This is a genomic window from Cupriavidus sp. WGlv3 (genome assembly GCF_023952475.1).
GTDB lineage: Bacteria > Pseudomonadota > Gammaproteobacteria > Burkholderiales > Burkholderiaceae > Cupriavidus > Cupriavidus phytorum.
The window spans coordinates 50,232-69,935 of sequence record NZ_JALHRX010000005.1 but is presented as its reverse complement, the minus strand read 5'-3'; the positions used below and the strand labels follow the sequence as shown (position 1 = coordinate 69,935).

Annotated in this window: 19 protein-coding genes; 12 read left to right on the top strand and 7 right to left on the bottom strand. The window is 66.7% G+C overall.

The window, feature by feature from the left end; genetic code table 11:
• Positions 1-49: 49 nt before the first annotated feature.
• Positions 50-502 (bottom strand): SsrA-binding protein SmpB, encoded by a 453-nt coding sequence (gene smpB / locus MKD38_RS11265; RefSeq protein WP_252676834.1) that lies wholly within the window; start codon positions 500-502, stop codon positions 50-52.
• 179 nt (positions 503-681) lie between these two features.
• Here smpB and MKD38_RS11260 point away from each other — a divergent pair, with 179 nt between their 5' ends.
• Positions 682-1,119, top strand: coding sequence for a type II toxin-antitoxin system RatA family toxin (locus MKD38_RS11260; RefSeq protein ID WP_092308601.1), 438 nt, complete (start codon positions 682-684; stop codon positions 1,117-1,119).
• The gene (locus tag MKD38_RS11255) at positions 1,106-1,453 is read left to right on the top strand and encodes an RnfH family protein (protein WP_252676831.1); all 348 of its coding nucleotides are present in this window, start codon (positions 1,106-1,108) and stop codon (positions 1,451-1,453) included. The genes MKD38_RS11260 and MKD38_RS11255 overlap by 14 nt, the downstream gene beginning before the upstream one ends.
• 54 nt (positions 1,454-1,507) lie before the next feature.
• Here MKD38_RS11255 and MKD38_RS11250 read toward each other — a convergent pair whose 3' ends face one another.
• Complete coding sequence (locus MKD38_RS11250; RefSeq protein WP_252676829.1) at positions 1,508-2,029, bottom strand: DUF4124 domain-containing protein; 522 nt, start codon at positions 2,027-2,029, stop codon at positions 1,508-1,510.
• Positions 2,030-2,216: 187 nt separating this feature from the next.
• Entirely contained in the window at positions 2,217-3,176 is a 960-nt protein-coding gene (locus MKD38_RS11245) for a DMT family transporter (RefSeq protein ID WP_252676827.1), read from the bottom strand.
• Positions 3,177-3,299: 123 nt separating this feature from the next.
• Between MKD38_RS11245 and guaB the strand changes: the two genes are divergently transcribed.
• From guaB to guaA, 3 genes are all read left to right on the top strand, one after another.
• On the top strand, positions 3,300-4,763 hold the full coding sequence (guaB, locus tag MKD38_RS11240) for an IMP dehydrogenase (RefSeq protein ID WP_252676825.1): 1,464 nt from the start codon (positions 3,300-3,302) through the stop codon (positions 4,761-4,763).
• A gap of 178 nt (positions 4,764-4,941) precedes the next feature.
• A complete protein-coding gene (locus MKD38_RS11235; RefSeq protein ID WP_115662005.1) occupies positions 4,942-5,553 on the top strand; it encodes a hypothetical protein in 612 nt (203 codons plus the stop codon).
• Positions 5,528-7,147, top strand: a complete 1,620-nt coding sequence (guaA, locus tag MKD38_RS11230) for a glutamine-hydrolyzing GMP synthase (RefSeq protein ID WP_252676823.1) — start codon at positions 5,528-5,530, stop codon at positions 7,145-7,147. Before MKD38_RS11235 ends, guaA begins: the two co-directional genes overlap by 26 nt.
• Positions 7,148-7,228: 81 nt before the next feature.
• Here guaA and MKD38_RS11225 read toward each other — a convergent pair whose 3' ends face one another.
• The 4 genes from MKD38_RS11225 to galU form a co-directional block, all read right to left on the bottom strand.
• The gene (locus MKD38_RS11225; protein WP_252676821.1) at positions 7,229-7,864 is read right to left on the bottom strand and encodes a hypothetical protein; all 636 of its coding nucleotides are present in this window, start codon (positions 7,862-7,864) and stop codon (positions 7,229-7,231) included.
• Positions 7,865-7,896: 32 nt separating this feature from the next.
• A complete protein-coding gene (locus tag MKD38_RS11220; protein WP_252676819.1) occupies positions 7,897-8,454 on the bottom strand; it encodes a hypothetical protein in 558 nt (185 codons plus the stop codon).
• A 347-nt stretch (positions 8,455-8,801) separates the two neighbouring features.
• Positions 8,802-9,617, bottom strand: a complete 816-nt coding sequence (locus tag MKD38_RS11215) for an undecaprenyl-diphosphate phosphatase (protein WP_252676816.1) — start codon at positions 9,615-9,617, stop codon at positions 8,802-8,804.
• Positions 9,618-9,674: 57 nt separating this feature from the next.
• Positions 9,675-10,571 carry a UTP--glucose-1-phosphate uridylyltransferase GalU gene (gene galU / locus MKD38_RS11210; protein WP_115703274.1) on the bottom strand — a complete coding sequence of 299 codons (897 nt, stop codon included), beginning with the start codon at positions 10,569-10,571 and terminating at the stop codon, positions 9,675-9,677.
• Between the two features lie 506 nt (positions 10,572-11,077).
• Here galU and MKD38_RS11205 point away from each other — a divergent pair.
• The 7 genes from MKD38_RS11205 to MKD38_RS11175 are packed head-to-tail and all read left to right on the top strand — an operon-like array spanning position 11,078 to position 19,690.
• Positions 11,078-12,217, top strand: coding sequence for a polysaccharide biosynthesis/export family protein (locus MKD38_RS11205; RefSeq protein ID WP_018005665.1), 1,140 nt, complete (start codon positions 11,078-11,080; stop codon positions 12,215-12,217).
• The gene (locus MKD38_RS11200; protein WP_252676814.1) at positions 12,214-12,651 is read left to right on the top strand and encodes a low molecular weight protein-tyrosine-phosphatase; all 438 of its coding nucleotides are present in this window, start codon (positions 12,214-12,216) and stop codon (positions 12,649-12,651) included. The genes MKD38_RS11205 and MKD38_RS11200 overlap by 4 nt, the downstream gene beginning before the upstream one ends.
• Before the next feature lie 21 nt (positions 12,652-12,672).
• Positions 12,673-14,907 (top strand): polysaccharide biosynthesis tyrosine autokinase, encoded by a 2,235-nt coding sequence (locus MKD38_RS11195; RefSeq protein WP_252676812.1) that lies wholly within the window; start codon positions 12,673-12,675, stop codon positions 14,905-14,907.
• 3 nt (positions 14,908-14,910) lie between these two features.
• Positions 14,911-15,990 (top strand): hypothetical protein, encoded by a 1,080-nt coding sequence (locus MKD38_RS11190; protein ID WP_252676810.1) that lies wholly within the window; start codon positions 14,911-14,913, stop codon positions 15,988-15,990.
• A complete protein-coding gene (locus MKD38_RS11185; RefSeq protein ID WP_252676808.1) occupies positions 15,953-17,182 on the top strand; it encodes a polysaccharide pyruvyl transferase family protein in 1,230 nt (409 codons plus the stop codon). Before MKD38_RS11190 ends, MKD38_RS11185 begins: the two co-directional genes overlap by 38 nt.
• Entirely contained in the window at positions 17,179-18,381 is a 1,203-nt protein-coding gene (locus tag MKD38_RS11180) for a lipopolysaccharide biosynthesis protein (protein ID WP_252676806.1), read from the top strand. Before MKD38_RS11185 ends, MKD38_RS11180 begins: the two co-directional genes overlap by 4 nt.
• Positions 18,368-19,690 (top strand): hypothetical protein, encoded by a 1,323-nt coding sequence (locus MKD38_RS11175; RefSeq protein WP_252676803.1) that lies wholly within the window; start codon positions 18,368-18,370, stop codon positions 19,688-19,690. Before MKD38_RS11180 ends, MKD38_RS11175 begins: the two co-directional genes overlap by 14 nt.
• The last annotated feature ends 14 nt before the right edge of the window (positions 19,691-19,704 follow it).

Below are 19,704 nucleotides of genomic sequence, written 5' to 3'. Positions count from 1 at the left end.
GTGGGGCTGAATGAAGGAGGGCTGAACGAAGGGCGCGCGGCGCGGCGGTTCAGTCCTTGTTGTCGCCCTTCATGATGCGGGCCTTCTCGCGCTGCCAGTCGCGCTGCTTTTCGGTCTCGCGCTTGTCGAACTGCTTCTTGCCCTTGGCCAGGCCGATCTCGCATTTCACGCGACCGCGCGTGTAATGCAGGTTCAGCGGCACCAGCGTGTAGCCGCGCTGCTCGACCTTGCCGATCAGCTTCTTGATTTCGTCGGCCTTGAGCAGCAGCTTGCGCGTGCGCACCGGATCGGGCTGGACGTGGGTGGAGGCGCTTTGCAGCGGGCTGATATGAGCGCCGATCAGGAACATCTCGGCGTCGCGCACGACCACGTAGCCTTCCTTGATCTGCACCCGCCCGGCGCGGATCGCCTTGACCTCCCAGCCTTCCAGCACGATCCCGGCCTCGTATCGTTCCTCGATGAAATAGTCGAAGAAGGCCTTCTTGTTATCTGCAATGGTCATGCGTGCGGGTAGGGTGCGGTAGGGTGGATGCTGGCCGGTTCGCTGCAGCGCCGCATGGCGGGATGCCGCGGGGCGCGCGGGTCGGCTAAAATCGGGATTCTAGCAAACCAGCCCCCGGCACAGGCGCATGCCTGCCGCGCAGCGCGCGCGGCAAGGCCGCAAGCCAGATTTCCCCTTACATGGCAGACGTCCATAAATCCGTCCTGCTCGGTTACTCCGCCGCGCAAATGTACGACCTGGTCACCCGCGTGGAGGACTATCCCAAGTTCCTGCCATGGTGCGGCGGCGTGGAGGTGTTCGAGCAGACCGAGACCAAGCTCGACGCCAAGATCCATATCCACTTCAAGGGCATCCAGCAGTTCTTCCATACGCGCAATACCCAGGAGCGCCCGACGCGTATCGACATGACCTTTGCCGACGGGCCGTTCAAGACCTTCAACGGCTCATGGCGTTTCACGCCGCTGCGCGAAGACGCGTGCAAGATCGAGTTCCACCTGCACTACGAGTTTTCCAGCCTGCTGCTGGAGAAGCTCATCGGCCCGGTCTTCAGCATGATCGCCAATACCTTTGTCGATGCCTTCGTCAAGCGCGCCGAGGTGGTCTATGGCACCAGCTGAACGCAGCGCCGGCACGGTGCATATCTCGGTCTGCTACGCGCGTCCGGATGCCGTGTTCCTGCAGGACATCGACGTGCCCGCCGGCACCACCATTGCCGCGGCGATCGTCGGCTCCGGGCTGCAGCAGGCATGCCCGGAGGTCGATCCGGCTACCATGCGCGTGGGCATTTTCGGCAAGCTCAAGACCCCGGAGACGGTGGTGCGCGACGGCGATCGCATCGAGGTCTACCGGCCGTTGACGGCGGATCCGAAGCAGGCGCGCCGCAAGCGGGTGCAGAAGCAGCGCGCCGGCGGCACGCGCGAGGGCCAGAAATGGTTGCGCGGCAATAGTTGAGCCGCGTCTCGCCGCAAAAGCAAACGGGGCCCGGGCGGCCCCGTTTTCGTTGCTTCAGTTGCAGTGCTTTTCCAGGTTGGCGCTGGTCTTGAGAATTTCCGCCTGGCGCTGTTCGCTGTTCAGGTGTTGCAGCGAACCATCGGGGCCGGCGACCGCGGCGCGCATGCCCTGTTGCAGTCCGGTGGCGTAGTTGCGCAGCTGCGCGCAGCGCACGGCACGCTCGGCCGCCTCGGTTTCCTTGCGAGTGTCTTCGGCGGCGGCCTTGAGGCTGGCTTCGCGGCGCTTCTGGAACGCTTCTTCGGGCGTGGGCGCGGCGGGCTTGGTCGAGGCCTTGGCGGGAGCCGGTGCGGCTATGGCGGCGTCGCCTGCCTGGGCCGCATGGACCGGCAGGAAATCGCCGGCATGCCGCCCAGGGGCGCGCAGAACCCTGGCCGCGGCTGTGGATGGCGGCACGTCGCTGTAGACCATGTGGCCGTTGGCATCGCGCCATTGCCAGTAGGCGAGGGCCGGCGCGGGCGACGCCAGAGCGGCGGCAAGGGCAGCGGCAAGCAGGCACGGCGCGGACGATCGTTGCATGGCGGGACGTCTCAAAGTGGCTCTGTAAGCATGGGCCGCCGGCTGCATGCGTGGCGAGGACCGCGGCAGGACACCGCGGAGATCGCGGGCGCTCGCCTGCAAGGCAATGCGTAGCGCCGGTCTGACCCTGGTAAATGCCTGGTATTTTTATGCGGCGCGTGTGACCCCCGCGCCATGGTTCGCTAGTCTACGCAGACTTGTCGGTGGCGTGCAAGCGCACCGACCAGGCCACGCCGATCATCAGCAACACGATCGCGGCGATTTCCAGCGGGCGTGGCCAGCGCTGGTCGAAGACAAAGCCATAGGCCAGCGCAAACAGCGTTTCGAACACGATCATCTGGCCCGACAGCGTCAGCGGCAGGCGCCGGCTGGCGATATTCCACAGGTTGTTGCCGATCAGCGAAGCGCCCAGCGCCACCGCGGCGTTGACCATCCAGAACCACTGCCAGTCGCGGCCGCTGTCGGCGGCGCTCAGGCTGTCGCCGGCGATGATCCAGCCGGCCAGCGCCAGCACTGCGGACACCGCGCCGGTCGACAGCCCGTACAGCGCCGACCATTCATTGCCGCTGTAATGCGGGTTGCGCTGCAGGTAGCGCGCGTTGTCGACCGCGTAGAGGGTCCAGCAGACCAGCGCGCCGGCAGCGCAGCCGACCCCGGCCAGCTTCTGCCACACCGGCCGCGCCACGGCGCCGGCCGTCGCCGCATGGGCGCCCTGTCCGCCGCCGAACAGGTCGATGTTGATGCAGGCAATGCCCGCGGCCACCACCAGCAGCGGCCACAGCAGCCGCGCCAGCGGCACCGCGCCGTGGTCGCGCCGGCCCATGATGGTGACCGAGATCGGCAGGATGCCGATGATCAGCGAGGTCGGGCCGACCCCGGCCAGTTGCACGCCGAAGGCCAGCAGCACGTAGTAAAGGAGGTTGCCGGTAAAGGCCTGGCGCAGCAGCGCCACGCAGTCGGCGCGGGTCAGCTTGCGCGCGATGCGCCGCAGCAGCGGCAGCGCGGCCACGAAGGCCACCAGCCCGTAGGCCAGGTAGCGGCCAATGGCCAGTTCCCACGGCGAAAACGCGGGCAGCAGCTTGGGGGCGATGAAGACCATGCCCCAGAACGCGCCAGCCAGCAGCCCGCACAATACGCCGATTCCCATACTTCGCCGTGCCCGAGTAAAAAGACAACGAGCATAGCAGACGGCACCTGGGAAAGGCCGTTGCCGGGCATCAGCAAATCGCGCATTCCTGTATAATTCGGTTTTGCGCCTAGAGGAATTGCTATGCGTCTTGTCCAGAAAGCACTCACATTCGATGACGTGCTGCTCGTCCCGGCCTATTCGGCCGTCCTTCCCCGGGATGTTTCCCTCCGCACCAGCCTGACCCGCTCCATCGAACTGAACATCCCGCTGGTATCCGCGGCGATGGACACTGTGACGGAAGCGCGCCTGGCGATCTCCATGGCGCAGGCCGGCGGTATCGGCATCATCCACAAGAACCTGAAGCCCGCCGACCAGGCCCGCGAAGTCGCGCGCGTCAAGCGGTATGAGTCGGGCGTGCTGCGTGATCCGATCACCATTTCGCCGGACATGAAGATCCGCGATGTGATCGCGCTGTCGCAGCAGCACGGTATTTCCGGGTTCCCGGTGGTCGAGGGCAAGGCCGTGGTCGGCATCATCACCAACCGTGACCTGCGCTTCGAGGAAGAGCTCGACGCCCCGGTGCGCGCCAAGATGACGCCGCGGGACAAGTTGGTGACCGTGGCCGAGGGCGCGCCGCTGGAAGAAGCCAAGCGGCTGATGAACCGCCACCGCCTCGAGCGCGTGGTGGTGGTGAACCAGGCCTTCGAGCTGCGCGGCCTGATCACGGTGAAGGACATCCAGAAGGCCGTGGACAACCCGCTCGCCAGCAAGGACGACCACGGCCAGCTGCGCGTCGGCGCCGCGGTCGGCGTGGGCCCGGACAACGACGAGCGCGTCGAGCTGCTGGTCAAGGCCGGTGTCGACGTGATTGTGGTCGATACGGCGCACGGCCATAGCCAGGGCGTGCTGGACCGCGTGCGCTGGGTCAAGCAGAACTTCCCGCAGGTGCAGGTGGTTGGCGGCAACATCGCCACCGGCGACGCCGCGCGCGCGCTGGTCGAGCATGGCGCCGACGGCGTCAAGGTCGGCATCGGCCCGGGCTCGATCTGCACCACGCGTATCGTTGCCGGCGTCGGCGTGCCGCAGATCACCGCCGTCTCCAACGTGGCCGAAGCGCTCAAGGGCACCGGCGTGCCGCTGATCGCCGACGGTGGCGTGCGTTACTCCGGCGATGTGGCCAAGGCCCTCGCGGCCGGCGCGCACACCGTGATGATGGGCGGCATGTTCTCGGGCACCGAGGAAGCGCCGGGCGAGACCTTCCTGTTCCAGGGCCGCTCGTTCAAGAGCTACCGCGGCATGGGTTCGGTGGGCGCGATGAAGGACGGCGCGGCCGACCGCTACTTCCAGGAAGACAACACCGCCAACGTCGACAAGCTGGTGCCCGAAGGCATCGAAGGGCGCGTGCCGTACAAGGGCTCGGTGATGGCCATCATCCACCAGCTGACCGGCGGCGTGCGCGCCTCGATGGGCTATTGCGGCAGCAAGTCGATTGCCGACTGGCACGAGAGCGCCCAGTTCGTCCAGATCACGGCAGCCGGCATGCGTGAATCGCACGTGCACGACGTGCAGATCACCAAGGAAGCGCCGAACTACCATATCGACTGATGCCACGCGGCCGCGCACCGTCCCTGCAGGCGGTGCGCGGCCGCCGGCATCGGGGCGAGGGCGCGCCGGTGCGTGCCCGCGCCCGACCCGCCATCCCATCCGAACCTGGCCGCGCGCCATGCAGGCGTTGTCCTGATGCCCGCCGCACCACCGGCCGGGGCCAAGACGAGGAGCGCCAATGAAGGTGTTGCTGCGAGCCGTGCTGTTTTTCGATGCCCTGGTGGACCTGCTGCTGGGCATCCTGCTGCTGATGTCCCCGTTCACCACGCTGTACGCGGCGCTGCAGCTGCCGCAGCCGCAGCCGGCGCTGTTCGGGCAGTTGCTGGGCGTGGCGCTGGTGGGGCTGTCGGTGCTGCTGTGGCAGGCCGCCTTCAATGGCCAGCTGACGGTTCCGGTGGCGCGCACCGCAGGCTACGTGAACCTCGCCAGCGCGGTGCTCATCATCGCCTGGATGGTGTTCCTGGAGCTGCCGCTGGAAGGCGCCGGCAAGCTCTGGCTGCCGACCATGGCCGTGGTGCTGCTGTTCTTTGCCGTGGTGCAGATCCCGGCGGCCAAGCGCGTGCGCGTGCGCGAACAGCAACGGAAGATGGAACGCGCGCTGCAGGAACAGGAAAGCAGGAAGGAACCCGGCGTTGCCCCCGCGGCGCGCCCCACGAATACCCCAGAATACCGGCGCGAGCCGGTCATCACGCCGCCGCCGGGCTATGGCCCCGGCACGGAAGTCGTGACCGAGCCCATCCCGGAAGACACGCCATCGGCCCATCATGCACGACAAAATCCTCATTCTTGATTTCGGCTCGCAGGTCACGCAGCTGATCGCCCGCCGCGTCCGCGAGGCGCACGTCTATTGCGAAATCCACCCGAACGACGTCAGCGACGCGTTCGTGCGCGAATTCGCCCCCAAGGCGATCATCCTGTCCGGCAGCCACGCCAGCACCTATGAAGACCACCAGCTGCGCGCGCCGCAGGCGGTGTGGGACCTGGGCGTGCCGGTGCTGGGCATCTGCTATGGCATGCAGACCATGGCGGTGCAACTGGGCGGCAAGGTCGAATGGAGCGACCACCGTGAATTCGGCTACGCCGAGATGCGCGCCCATGGCCATACCGGGCTGCTCAAGGACATCGAGGATTTCCGCACGCCGGAAGGCCACGGCATGCTCAAGGTGTGGATGAGCCATGGCGACAAGGTCACCGGCCTGCCGCCCGGCTTCAAGCTGATGGCATCCACGCCGAGCTGCCCGATCGCCGGCATGGCCGACGAAACGCGCCACTACTACGCCGTACAGTTCCACCCCGAGGTCACGCATACGGTCAAGGGCCGCCAGATGCTGGAGCGCTTCGTGCTGCAGATTGCCGGCTGCAAGCCTGACTGGGTCATGCGCGACCATATCGAGGAAGCGGTCGCCAAGATCCGCGAGCAGGTTGGCGATGAGGAAGTCATCCTGGGCCTGTCCGGCGGCGTCGATTCGTCGGTGGCCGCGGCGCTGATCCATCGCGCCATCGGCGACCAGCTGACCTGCGTGTTCGTCGACCACGGCCTGCTGCGCCAGGACGAAGGCAAGCTGGTGATGGAGATGTTCGTCGGCCGCCTGCACGCCAAGGTGGTCCATGTCGACGCCTCCGAGCAGTTCCTGGGCCACCTGGCCGGCGTCACCGACCCCGAGCAGAAGCGCAAGATCATCGGCCGCGAGTTCGTCGAAGTTTTCCAGGCCGAGGCGCGCAAGCTGACCAACGCCAAATGGCTGGCGCAGGGCACGATCTACCCGGACGTAGTGGAGTCGGGCGGCACCAAGACCAAGAAGGCCACCACCATCAAGAGCCACCACAACGTCGGCGGCCTGCCCGAGACGCTGGGCCTGAAGCTGCTGGAGCCGCTGCGCGATCTGTTCAAGGACGAAGTGCGCGAACTCGGCGTGGCCCTGGGTCTGCCGCCCGAAATGGTCTACCGCCACCCGTTCCCGGGCCCGGGCCTGGGCGTGCGCATCCTCGGCGAAGTCAAGCGCGACTACGCCGACCTGCTGCGCCGCGCCGATGCCATCTTCATCGAAGAACTGCGCAAGACCATCGCCACCGAACACGACGCCGCTGCCGGCCTGTGCGAGCCCGATCAGGTCGGCAAGAGCTGGTACGACCTGACCAGCCAGGCCTTCGCCGTATTCCTGCCGGTCAAGTCCGTCGGCGTGATGGGCGACGGCCGCACCTACGACTACGTCGTCGCACTGCGCGCCGTGCAGACCACCGACTTCATGACCGCGCACTGGGCGCACCTGCCGTATGCGCTGCTGGGCCGCTGCTCCAACCGCATCATCAACGAAGTCCGGGGTTTGAACCGGGTCGTGTATGACGTGTCGGGGAAGCCGCCGGCTACGATTGAGTGGGAGTGACCCGCCAGGTCGTTAAATGAATGCTCGGGGCGCCTGCAAGGCGCCCTTTTTTTGCTTCGCGCAGCGGAGCCGCGCGAGACCTCAGCGTGCCGTGGCGACCGCTGCCGACGGCTGCGGAGCCGAGCTGAACTCGGGGGCTTCGCTGAGCGCCTTTTGCAGATTGCTCAGCATATTCTCGCTGGCGCGCTGGGCCGACAGCGCGAAGTTGCTCTTGAATTCCGAGAACTCCGCGTTGCCCTGGCCCGAGACGACTTTCTTGAACACGACCTTGCCGCTGAGATCCGTCACGGTGCAGGTAAGGTTGACCGTGAAGCGGGTCGGTGGCCAGGTGAAGGCGCTGTCCGACGACGAATCGGTCGAGATCTCGGGCGTCAGGATATAGGCGAGCTGCGCTTTGTCGATTGCCGCGCGGTCGTCCGGCGCCTTGAGCTTGGTAGCGTTGGCGAACACGTTGGACAAGGTGCTGTAGAGCGGCACCTCGAGGTCGCGGTACGGCAGGTAGCTGACCTTGTCGCCACCGCCGCCGGGCGTGATGACTTCCTTGGTCAGTAGCGGGTCCGGGATAACGAAGCCGATGTTCTTGTCGACCTTTTTCTGCGCAGGTGCGGCGGGCGCGGACTTGTCGGTCGCAATCTGAATCGGGTGGGCACAGCCAGTCAGCGCGATCAGCGCGGCAACAGCCGCGCAGCGGCTGGCGATCGTGAACCAGGCACGCATCGTGTTTCTCCTTTTTTGCGTCGTGATGGGCGTTACTTCAAAGCGTCGAGGAAAGCGGGGTCGGCGTAGAGCGTGGCGAGCAGCGCTTGCACCGTGTAGCCGTATTCGCTGACAGCCTTCGGAATCGCCACTGCCGCCGCGAACGATGAATCCCATTCGCGATGGGCCGACTTGACCTGGTCGTAACGCACGGTCTCGCCTTTCTTGACGACGAAGCGCGCCGATACGTCGCCAGAGGCAGTGACGATCGCGGCATCGATCTCGTTGCGCAGCAGCGTGCCGGAGATCACCACATCGGCGGTCGGCGACAACTTGCCCGCCATGGTCAGCTCCCGCGTCACGGCCTCGGAGAGGTACGCCGACCATGTCCCGCCATACGGTGACTCCAGGCTGTTGGCGCGCAGCGACATGGGGTGCTTCACGCCGGGTCCGCTCTCAGTGAACGTGCCGACGCGCGCGGGCGCGGCGCCGCTGTTCCTGAGCGTCTGGACGTTGTCGAGCGATGGCGGATAAGGCGGTGCAACGACGCTGCACCCGGACAGGATGAAGCCCAGCACGCCAAGCGCCAGGCTGGTTTTGATGCGACCCACTGCGGACACCTTTTTGTGTTCTATGTTTTTGTTGCGTCGTCGGCCGCAGTAACCATGCCGCGACGATTGCCGTCTGGCACAGGCATGCCGACGACCATGGCATTTTGCCAAAGCGGGAGCGCTTTGCGTCACGGCGCCGGTCTGATTCGCTCTGTTGTTGCGCCAACTGGACACCCATCCATTGGGGGGTGTCGTTCGTAGGTCAGGAGAACATCCTGGAGTGGTAGCGCCCGAGATTCGCGATCCAACAAACAAGGCGCCTTCGAGGCGCCTTATGCTTGCTCAACGATGCGCGACACCGGACAGCAGCCACTGGCTGCGGCCCGCCCGACGATGCTACCGGCCACTCAAAACCACCACCCCAGACTCCCCACCCCAATCACCACCCCCAACCCGATCCGATACCACGCAAATACCCGCAGCGAATGCCGCGCCACCAGCCGCACCAGCGCATTGACCACAAAGAGCGCGGAGAGGAAGGCGGCGGTGAAGCCGGCGGCAATGGACCAGATGTCCTGCAGGCTGAGCAGGTGGTAGTGCCGCATGGCGTCGTAGGTGGCGGCGCCGAGCATGGTGGGGATGGCGAGGAAGAAGGAGAACTCGGTCGCCGCCTGCCGCGATACGCCTGACAGCATGCCGCCGATGATGGTGGCGCCCGAGCGCGACGTGCCGGGGATCATCGCCACGCATTGCGCGAAGCCGATGCCGATGGCCTGCTTCCAGCCGAAGTCTTCGATGGCGTGGATGCGCGGCACGGCGCTGCGGCGCTCGACCCACAGTATGACCAGACCGCCCGCGATCAGTGCGGCGGCGACCACGGCCGGATCGAACAGATGGTGCTTGATCGGGCCGATGAGCAGCGCGCCGATGATGGCGGCCGGCAGGAAGGCGACCAGCACCGCGGTGGCGAAGCGCAGTGCGTCGGGATCGCGCCGCACCACGCCTTCGCACAGGTCGGTGATCTTGGCACGGTACAGCCAGCACACGGCCAGGATCGCGCCCAATTGGATCACCACGTCGAACACGCGCGCCTCGTGCGAGGCGAAGTCGATCCAGTCGCCGACCAGGATCAGGTGCCCGGTGCTCGAAATGGGCAGGAATTCCGTCAGGCCCTCGAGCAGGCCGAGAAGGAATGCCTTGCCCAGGTGGATCCAGTCGATCATTTGGCGGCGGCCTCGTGGTTGCTGTGCGGTTCGGAAGGGGCGTGGGGCAGGAGACCGTCAGGCCGCCAGGCTGTGCAGCAGCTGGGGCTCGCGCTGCTCCAGGTAGCGGCGGAACTGTGCGCCGGTTTCATGGTGCTTCAGCGCAAACTCGACGGTCGCCTTGAGGTAGCCCAGCTTGCTGCCGCAGTCATAGCGCGTGCCGTGATAGCGATAGGCCAGCACCTGTTCCTGGCTCAGCAGCGACTGGATCGCGTCGGTCAGCTGGAACTCGCCGCCGGCGCCGGGCTTGAGCGCGCGCAGGTGGTCGAAGATGCGCGGCGTCAGGATGTAGCGGCCGACCACGCCCAGGTTGGACGGCGCCTCTTCCGGCGCGGGCTTCTCGACGATGCCCGAGACCTTGATCACGCCTTCGGCCCACTCGCGGCCCTCGACCACGCCGTAGGAGCGGCTCTGCTCCGGCAGGATCTCTTCGACGCCCAGCACCGAGCAGTTGTAGTGGTCGTACGCATCCACCATCTGCTTCATCACCGGCGGGTGGCCGTCGATCAGGTCGTCGGCCAGCATCACCGCGAACGGGGCGTCGCCCACCAGCTTGGCCGCGCACAGCACCGCGTGGCCCAGGCCCAGTGCTTCGGACTGGCGCACGTAGAAGCATTCGACGTTGGCCGGCTTGATCGAGCGCACCACGTCCAGCAGCGCCTGCTTATTCTTGGCCTCCAGCTCGACCTCCAGTTCGAAGGCCTTGTCGAAGTGGTCTTCGATGGCGCGCTTGGAACGGCCGGTGACGAAGATCATCTCGGTGATGCCGGCGGCCATGGCTTCTTCCACGGCGTACTGGATCAGCGGCTTGTCCACCACCGGCAGCATTTCCTTGGGGCTGGCCTTGGTGGCCGGCAGGAAGCGGGTGCCCAGGCCTGCGACCGGGAAGACGGCCTTGCTAACGCGACTTGTCATTTCAGTGGTTCCCTTCAAAGGTTCGGCAATGCTCGGTGCGATGGCAGCGAGGCCTGCCTCTATGTCTGCCTTCATTCGCCGGCAAAGAAAGAGGGTGTAGGCGCAACAGGGAATCAATCGCCTACACCCTTAAGTCGGCACGGGGTGCCACCCGCGATTGTGCTGCGTCGCACCACCCGCGGTACCCCTCAGGCGTTGGGACGGAATTTGTTTCCACTCCGATGGGGGGATCGGAAACTTGGTAAAAACGCCGGCCGCGCCTTGAAGATGTAGTCCCGCGAGCCATAAACTTCGCCGGTCATTTACGGATGACGCAGTGCAGAAAAGAGCGCGCCCAGCGCGCCGGGCACAACCAGTCAACACCGCCAGGTTCAGTTCCGCAGCCGTGCAGACAAGCGGACAGGCACCCCCGGTGCCATGCCGAACCAGCGGGGTCACCGCTGTGCGTTACGACAGGGTGGCGGCGGGCCATGCGGGTCTTCTTGCAAACAAGGGAATCATCGAGAGTGCTAAAGCTTTCAAGCAGCTTGAGGTTTGGCAGGGCCGTCATGTGCCTGGGGATTGTTCCGTTGCTGGCATCGTGCGCACTGGCGCCGGGTATGCGCTTCGATCCGCAGCGCCCGCTGGATCCGGAGGACCCGCAGTCGGTGCCCAAGGTCACGCAGATCACGCCGGCGCTGGTGCGCACGCTGAAGGCCGCCACGCCGCCCGCGAACGCCGGCGTCGAGGCCTTGTTCGGCGAGCCCGGACCTTATACCGTAGGCGTCGGCGACATTCTCTCGATCGTGGTGTGGGACCATCCGGAGCTGGTGTTTCCCACGCAGACCTACTCGATCGGCGCCGCCTACGAGATTCCCAGCTACAGCGGCGCGGCCAACATTCCGGGCTACGTGGTCAGCCCGGCGGGCACCATCCAGTTTCCCTATGCCGGCGTGCTCAAGGTGCTGGGCCAGACTCCGGACCAGATCCGCGGGCAGCTGAGTACCCAGCTCAAGCCGGTGGTGACGATGCCGCAGGTCACGGTGCGCGTGCTGGCGTTTCGCAGCAAGCGTGTCTACCTCGACGGCGAGGTGAAGACGCCCGGCCCGCAGAATATCGACGACGTGCCGATGACGCTGGTCGAGGCGCTCAACCGCGCCGGCGGCATCAACGTGCTGACCGGCGACAACAGCCGCATCCGCATCTCGCGCGAGGGCAAGATCTACTACGTCAGCCTGCCGGCGCTGCTGCAGCAGGGCATCGATCCGGCGCGCATCCTGCTGCGCAACGGCGACATCGTGCGCGTGGAGCAGCGCGAGGACAGCAAGGTCTTCGTCACCGGCGAAGTCGTCAAGCCGACGCCGGTGATGCCGCGCAACGGCCGGCTCACGCTCAGCGAAGCGATCGGTGAGGCCGGCGGCCTGAATCCCAATTCGGCCAACGCCAAGGAGCTCTACGTCATCCGCAAGGCCGCTGACGGCGAGGCCGAGGTGTTCCACCTCGACGGCAAGTCGCCGGTCGCGTTCGCCCTGGCCGAGGCGTTCGAGCTGAAGCCGCGCGACGTGGTCTATGTCGACGCCGCGGGCGTGGTGCGCTGGAGCCGCGTGATCAACCAGCTGGTGCCGAGCGGCAACTTCTTCACCTCCACCGCGAACGCAGTCAAATGATCAAGACCGTACTCGTGGTCTGCATCGGCAATATCTGCCGCAGCCCGATGGCGCAGGGCCTGCTGCGGCAGGCGCTGCCCGACGGCGAGGTGATCTCCGCCGGCCTGGGCGCGCTGTCCGGGCACGCGGCGGATCCGCATGCAGTGGACCTGATGAGCCGCCAGGGCGTGGATATTTCCGGGCACCGGGCGCAGCAACTCAATCACGTGCTGATCCGGCGCGCGGACCTGATCCTGGTGATGGACGGCGCGCAGCGGCAGGAGATCCAGCGCCTGCACCCGGCGACCACAGGCCGGGTGTTCCGCCTGGGCGAGCTGGAAAAGTTCGACGTGCCAGACCCTTACCGCCAGCCCCGTGCGGCATTCGAGAGCGCGCTGCGACTGATCCAGCGCGGCGTGGAGTCCTGGGTGCCGCGCATCCGGGCCCTGGGTTAAACCGATATTGTCCTGCCTGCCATGAACCAGTCCACTTATGTTCCCGTCGCGGCGCCGGCCCAGTCGGACGAGATTGCCGTCGTCCGTTACCTGGACGTGCTGGTGGCAAACCGCTGGCGGATCGCGGCGATTGCCCTTGCCGTGCTGATGCTCGGGGTTGCCTACGCGTTCCTGGCGCGCCCGGTGTACGAAGCCAACATCCTGGTACAGGTCGAGGACAGCCAGAACAGTCCCAACGGCCTGCTCGGCGATGTCTCGTCGCTGTTCGACGTCAAGACGCAGGCGACCGCGGAGATCGAGATCCTGCGCTCGCGCATGGTGGTCGGCAAGGCGGTCGACAACCTGCGGCTCTATATCGATGCCAGGCCAAAATACTTTCCGCTGGTCGGGCCGTGGCTCGCCAGCCAGTCGAAGGGCCTGTCGGAACCCGGCCTGTTCGGCATGGGCGGCTATGCCTGGGGCGGGGAATCGATCGAGGTGCCGACCTTCGACGTGCCCGAGGCGCTGCAAGGCGAGAACTTCGTGCTGGTGAGCCTGGGCGATGGCCGCTACCGGCTCGAGCAGAGCAGCCTGGACCAGCCCATCGTCGGCCGTGTCGGCGAAGCGCTCGAGGCCAGCCATGCGGTCGGCGAGATCCGGCTGCTGGTGACGGCGCTGAAGGCCAAGCCGGGCATTGCCTTCAACCTGGTGCGCCAGTCGCGGCTGAAGACGCTGGAGCAGCTGCAGCAGCAGCTGAACATCGCGGAGAAGGGCAAGCAAAGCGGCGTGATCGGGGCCTCGCTGGAAGGCAATGACGCCAGGCTGACGGCGGCGATCCTGAACGAGATCGGCGACGAGTACGTGGCGCAGAACATCAACCGCAAGGCCGCGGAGGCGGAAAAGTCGCTGCTGTTCCTCAACAACCTGCTGCCGCAGCTGAAGGGCGAGCTCGAGCGCGCGGAAGTGAAGTACAACGCCATGCGCAACGATCGCGGCACCTTCAACCTCAGCGAGGAGGGCAAGGCCTTCCTGCAGGAGAGCGTGACCGCCGAAACCTCGCTGCTGGAGCTCAAGCAGAAGCGCGCCGAGCTGGTGACGCGCTTTGCGCCCGGCCATCCGTCGATGCAGGCGATCGACAAGCAGATTGCCGCGCTGGCCGCCAAAGCGGGGGCGGTCGCGGGCCGGGTCAAGACCCTGCCGAACCTGGAGCAGGACACCGTGCGCCTGATGCGCGACGTGCAGGTCAACAACGACCTCTATGTCGGCATGCTGAACAACATGCAGCAGCTCAAGCTGGTGAAAGCGGGCAAGGTCGGCAGCGTGCGCCTGGTCGACACCTCGCCGGTGCCCGAGGAGCCGGTCAAGCCGAAGAAGGCGTTGGTGATCGTGCTGGCGGCAGTGCTTGGCGTGCTGGCCGGGGCGGTGGTGGCCTTTGTCCGCAATGCCCTGTACGGCGGCATCACCGACCCCAAGGACATCGAGGAACACACCGGGCTCAACGTCTACGCGACGGTGCCCCAGTCCGAACACCAGCTCACCATCAGCAAGGACATCCAGGCGCGCAAGCGCGGCCACTACCTGCTCGCCGACCGCTTCCCCAACGAGCCGTCGGTGGAAAGCCTGCGCAGCCTGCGCACCTCGCTGCAGTTCGCCATGCTGGATGCGCCCAACAACCGCGTGCTGCTGACCGGTGCCACCGCCGGCGTGGGCAAGTCCTTCGTCTCGGTCAACCTGGCCGCGTTGATGGCCTCGGGCGGCAAGCGCGTGCTGCTGGTCGACGCCGACATGCGCAAGGGCTACCTGAACCAGTATTTCGGCAAGGATCGCGAGCCGGGTTTGTCCGACGTGCTGGCCGGCAAGCTGGCGCTGGAAGACGTGATCCACCGCGACGTGGTGCAGGGACTGGACTTCATCGGCACCGGGACGATCCCGCCGAACCCAGCCGAGCTGATGCTGAAGGAACGCATGGTCAGGCTGCTCGAGGAGCTCAGCGCACGCTACGACATGCTGATGGTCGACACCCCGCCGGTGCTGGCCGTCGCCGATGCCGCGATCCTGGCCGAGCGTTGCGGCACGGTGTTCCTGGTGACACGCTTCGGCAAGAGCTCGATCGGCGAGATCTCCGAATGCGCCAAGCAGCTGGCGCAGGTCAACGTAAGCGTGAAGGGGGTGATCTTCAACGGCCTCGACCCCAACGCCTTCCGCTACGGCTATGGCTCCAAGTACGGCCGCTATCGCTATGCCTACTACGGCTACTCGCAGAGCGAGAAGGCGTAAGCCATGCAAGCCGCGCGACTGGACCGCGACTGGGTGCTGGCCGAGCGCGGGCTGGCCACGGTGGCGAGCCTGGTGCTGAGCCTGCTCTACCTGGTGATCTATTTCTTCGGCCGCGACGCGCTGCCGGAAAAATGGGTCACCGATTCCAACAAGATGCTGGAATTCCTAGTCAGCGGCTCGACCGACCTCGACGATTCGTTCGCCGCCACCGCCAAAGTGTTCTCGGTGTTCGGGGCGGAGTACGTGAATGTCGTCACCGCCACCGTCGGCGTGGCCTATCTTGCGCTGGCGTCGAGCCGGGTGGCGAGCCTGCGCGACCTCGCCACGCGCTGGCTGTTCGTGCTGCCCTGCATGCTGCTGAACCTGCTATCGCCGGGCAAGGAAACCGTGGTGATCGCGATGTCGATCGTGCTGGTCATGGGCGGGATGTCGCGCGGCGTGTCGTTCCGCGGGCTGGTCATCATGACCATGGTGCTGTACGGCTGCTACGCGCTCTTTATCCGCAACTACTACGCGATGATCCTGGTGCTGGCGCTTGGCATTCGCGTCTCGGCGCGACTGAGGCCGGCATGGAAGGCCATCGTGCTGGCCTGCGTGGTGGGCGCGATCCTGGTGGCGCCGTCCGAGATCCTGTACATCCTGCAGTCGCCGCGGGACATCTCGAACAACTATGCGCTGAGCATCGGCAGCGACAACCGCACCATGATCTGGAACCTGTATCCGCCCACATCCGGTGAAAATTTCATCGTTAACTACCTGTATGCGGCGCTCATGTTCGTGCTGCCGGTGATCAGCTTCCGCGCGCCGGTCGACCTGGCCATGATGCTGATGCATGCGGCGATCCTGCGCGTGGCGCTGCGCGGCTTGTCCGGCACGCCGGCGGTGACGGAAGCCGGGCGCAAGCGCCGCTGGTTCGCCACGCTGGTGGTGGCGCATATCCTGGTGCAGTTTATCTTCGAGCCTGACCTGGGCAGCTATGTTCGCCATCTCACCTCGGTCAGCCTGTTCCTCATCCCTTTGCTAACTGCCTTGCCGGCCAAACAAGATGAAGCACGTCGTCATATGCGCGGTGCCATACAGTGACAACCTCGGCGATGCGGTGATCGCCGAAACGCTGGGCCACCTGATCCGCCAGGCCGTGCCGGATTGCCGGGTCAGCTACCTGGACATCGCCGGGCGCACCCGGCTGGGAGAAAACTCGCTGAAGAAGGGCCGCCTGATGCGGATCTTCTCGCGGCTGCCCGGCTGGGTCCGGGTGCCGGTGCTGACCGCTGCCATCTGGCTGAAATACCGGCGGCAGTGGCGCAACCGCTGGCAGCAGCAACTGGCCGATGCCGATATGGTAGTGGTCGGCGGCGGCCAGCTGCTGTGCGACGTGGACCTGAACTTCCCGCTCAAGCTCTACCTGCTGGCCCGCTGCCTCGGCAACAACGCGAAGGTGGCGCTGGTGTCGGTGGGCGTGGCGGCCGGCTGGTCGCGCCTGGGGCGCCACCTGGTATCGCGCTTCTTCGCGCTGGCGGCGCCGCAATTCGTCTCGGTGCGGGACGAAAGCTCGCGCCGCAATATCGTCGGCCTTGGCGCGGGCGAGCCTTGCGATGTCGCCATCATTCCCGATCCCGCCATCCTGAGTTCGTCGCTGTATGCGGAGCACGGGCTGGCGAAGCGCTGGGACGTGGGCATCTGCGTCTCGGACGTCGAGTCGCTGCACTACAACGCGGACCTGGTCGCGGTATCGGAGCAGGGCGCGGGGCTGGGCATGTTCGTGGAACTGGTGCACAAGTTGCGGCAGGGCGGGCAGCGCGTGGTGCTGTTCACCAATGGCGCGGAGGAAGACAATCTCGCCGCGGCAACGGTCAGGAGCCGGCTAGGTGCGGAGGTCGCTGACGGCATGGATTACATGCTGCCGAAGTCGCCAGCGGAGCTGGCAGCGATCATCGCGGGCTGCCACAGCATGGTCGGGCACCGGATGCACGCCAACATCATTGCCTTCAGCTTCGGCGTGCCGTCCGTCGGCATTGTCTGGGACACCAAGGTCGCGTCGTTCTTCAAGCTGAGCGGGCGCGGCGATTTCGCGGTGCGGCAGAGCGCCGGCGCCGACGACGTGATCGAAAGGCTCACCTACGCGCGCTCGCTGGGGGCGGCGCAGTTCAAGCGCTCGGCGCGGCTGGGCCGCGACATCAGGCAGGGGCTGGCGCTGCTGTTCGACCAGAAGCAGGCCGTGCCGGCCGCGCCGGCGCCGCTCCGGGCGGCGCCTTCGCTCGAGGGGGCGCCATGATGCGCCGCATGCTGCTGGCGCTGGGCGCGGTGTTCGAGCAGGCCGCGTATACGGCGGTGCAGTTCGGCATCAACGTGGCGCTGGCCCGCTCGATGGATGTGGCGGGCTATGGGCTGGTGGCGGTGGTGCTGTCGCTGGTGGTGTTCATCAACATCTTCTATGTCTCGTTCCTTCACGAGCCGGCGCTGATCGAGGGGATCAAGCTGCGCGTGCGCTTCTCGGCCGAGGTCGCGGTGCTGACGGTGGTTCCGGTCGCGGCCGGGTCCATCCTCTACCTGTACGGGCATGGCCTGAGCACGTCGGCCTGTGCGGCGGCGGCGGTGCTGTTCGCCAGCTACACCGCGTACTGGGTGCTCAGGACCGTGGGCGCGAAGACGCGCGGCTATGCCGGGCTGCTGGTGTGCCACACGCTGATCGGCGGCGGCGTGGCCATGATCGGCCTGGCCTCCGGCACGCAGCCGGCGCCCGCGGCGATGCTGATGCTCGCGGCCGCGATCCTGCTGCCGACCCTGGTAGCGGCCGCCACGCTGCGCCGCCGCGGCCGCCTCGAATTGATCCCGGGCCGGCCGGAGTCGCCGCGCCAGTGGCTGGGGTTCGGTGCCAGTTCGGCCAGTGCGCAGCTGATGAGCTGGCTGGTCGGGCCGGGACTGGTGGTGCTGCTCGGCTCGCTCGGACACTTCGCCGATTCGGCCAAGTTCCGCATCCTGCTGACGGTGCTGCTGCCGGCCCAATATGTCCTGATGGCGCTGGGCTATCACCTGATGCCGAGGTTCGCGGCGTCGTTCCGGCAGGACGACACGCGGACGCTGGCCAGGAACGCGGCCGGCTTCGTGCTGGGCGGCGTGGTGCTGTCCGGCGCGCTGAGCGTGCTGCTGCTGCTGTTTGGCGACCAGCTCGTGGTCATGCTGTTCGGCGCGGCCTATGGAGATCTCGACGTGCGCTTCTTTTCGCTGTTTCCGATCGTGTTTGCGGTAGTGATGTGCCTGCGCACCTTGCTGAAGTCGTTCGGCATGGCGCGGGCGATCTTCCTGGCAGCGGGCATCGGCCTGCTGGCGGGCATCGCGCTCGGGGCATGGCGTTATCCGCAGCTCGACTACCTCGTGGCGGCGCAGATCATGCTGGTGTCGTTCCTCGTCATCGCGCTGTTCCAGACCGGTGCGCTCGCCATGGGCGTACTGCGCAGGCATGTCGCCGCATAGCGCCGCATCGCCGCGCCGCGGGGCGCAGACACGCGCGCTGGCGCTGGCGGCGCTGATCGCGGTCTCGGGTTGCTGGCCCGCCCGGCAGGCGCATGCCGAGAACGGGCAGGCCTCGGGACGGATTGCGTCGATGCCGGCCTTTGCCGTGCAGATCGATCCGGCCACGGTGTCGGCCCGCGACTTCGCCGAGATCCGGCGCCTCGGTTTCTCGCACGTGCGTTTCGGCGTGCGGCCCGAGGTGGTGCGCGGGCACCTGGCGCCGCAGCGCTACGCGCAGGTCATCGCGCAGGCACGCCAGGCCGGCCTGCAGATGCTGGTCACGCTGTATGGCGGGCGCTATATCTGGGGAGACGAGGGCGAGGACGGTGGCAGCGATGCCAGCGAGGCCAGGTTCGCCGCGTTCGCCAGCCAGTTCATGCAGCGCAACGCAGGGCCGGACCTGTCGTACGAAATCTGGAACGAGCCCGACAACAAGACCTTCCTGCATCCCTCGGTACCCATTTCCCGGCTGCTCTCGACCGCCGGCAAGATCTGCGACGCGCTGGCGCGGGCCGGCTCGGCGCCGCTGCCATCCGTTTACCTGTTCGGCCTGGCGCGGATGCCCGGGCCGGCAAATCCCGTGGCGGATCAGTCCTTGTCGCGCCTGCTGACCGATCCGCGCCTGGGCTGCATCCACGGGCTCAGCATCCATCCGTACCGCGCCACGCCCGAGACGCTACTGCGCGACTATCGGCAGCTGGGCGGCCGCATCCGCAATTCGCCGCGTCCGGGCGCGCAGCTGATCGTCAGCGAATGGGGCTATGCCTCGTACCTGCCGGTCCGCAGCGAAGCCACGCAGGCGACGCTGATCGCCAGGCAGGTGCTCGCCGGCGTCATGGCGCAAGCGCCCATGCTCGGCATCTACGCGTGGCGCGACCGCGGCCAGGCGAGATGGGATCGCGAGGCGAACTTCGGCCTGCTCAGGAACGATGGCTCGGAGAAGCCGGTCATCGCCATGCTGCGCGACCTGCTAGGCCTGTTGTCCGGGGCGCAGGACGCGCAATGGCGCCAGCGCCAGGACAGCTTCGTGCTGTCGCTGAGCAAGGACGGCGCGGTGCATCGCATCTATTGGGGGCCGCAGGGCCGGGCGCTGTTGCGCGAGGCGCTGGGGCAGGGGGGGAGCGCGGCGGGGCCGGACGACTGCAAGGTGAGGGCCCTGGGCACCGCCGCAGGCGCGCGCCCGTGCGCGGCGCTGCTGCAGGACGGGACCGCGCTTGCCGACGCGGAGATGCTGCTGGCGAGCTGGCCAGGAGGCAATGCGCCGCCCTGACCAGCGCCGGCGCT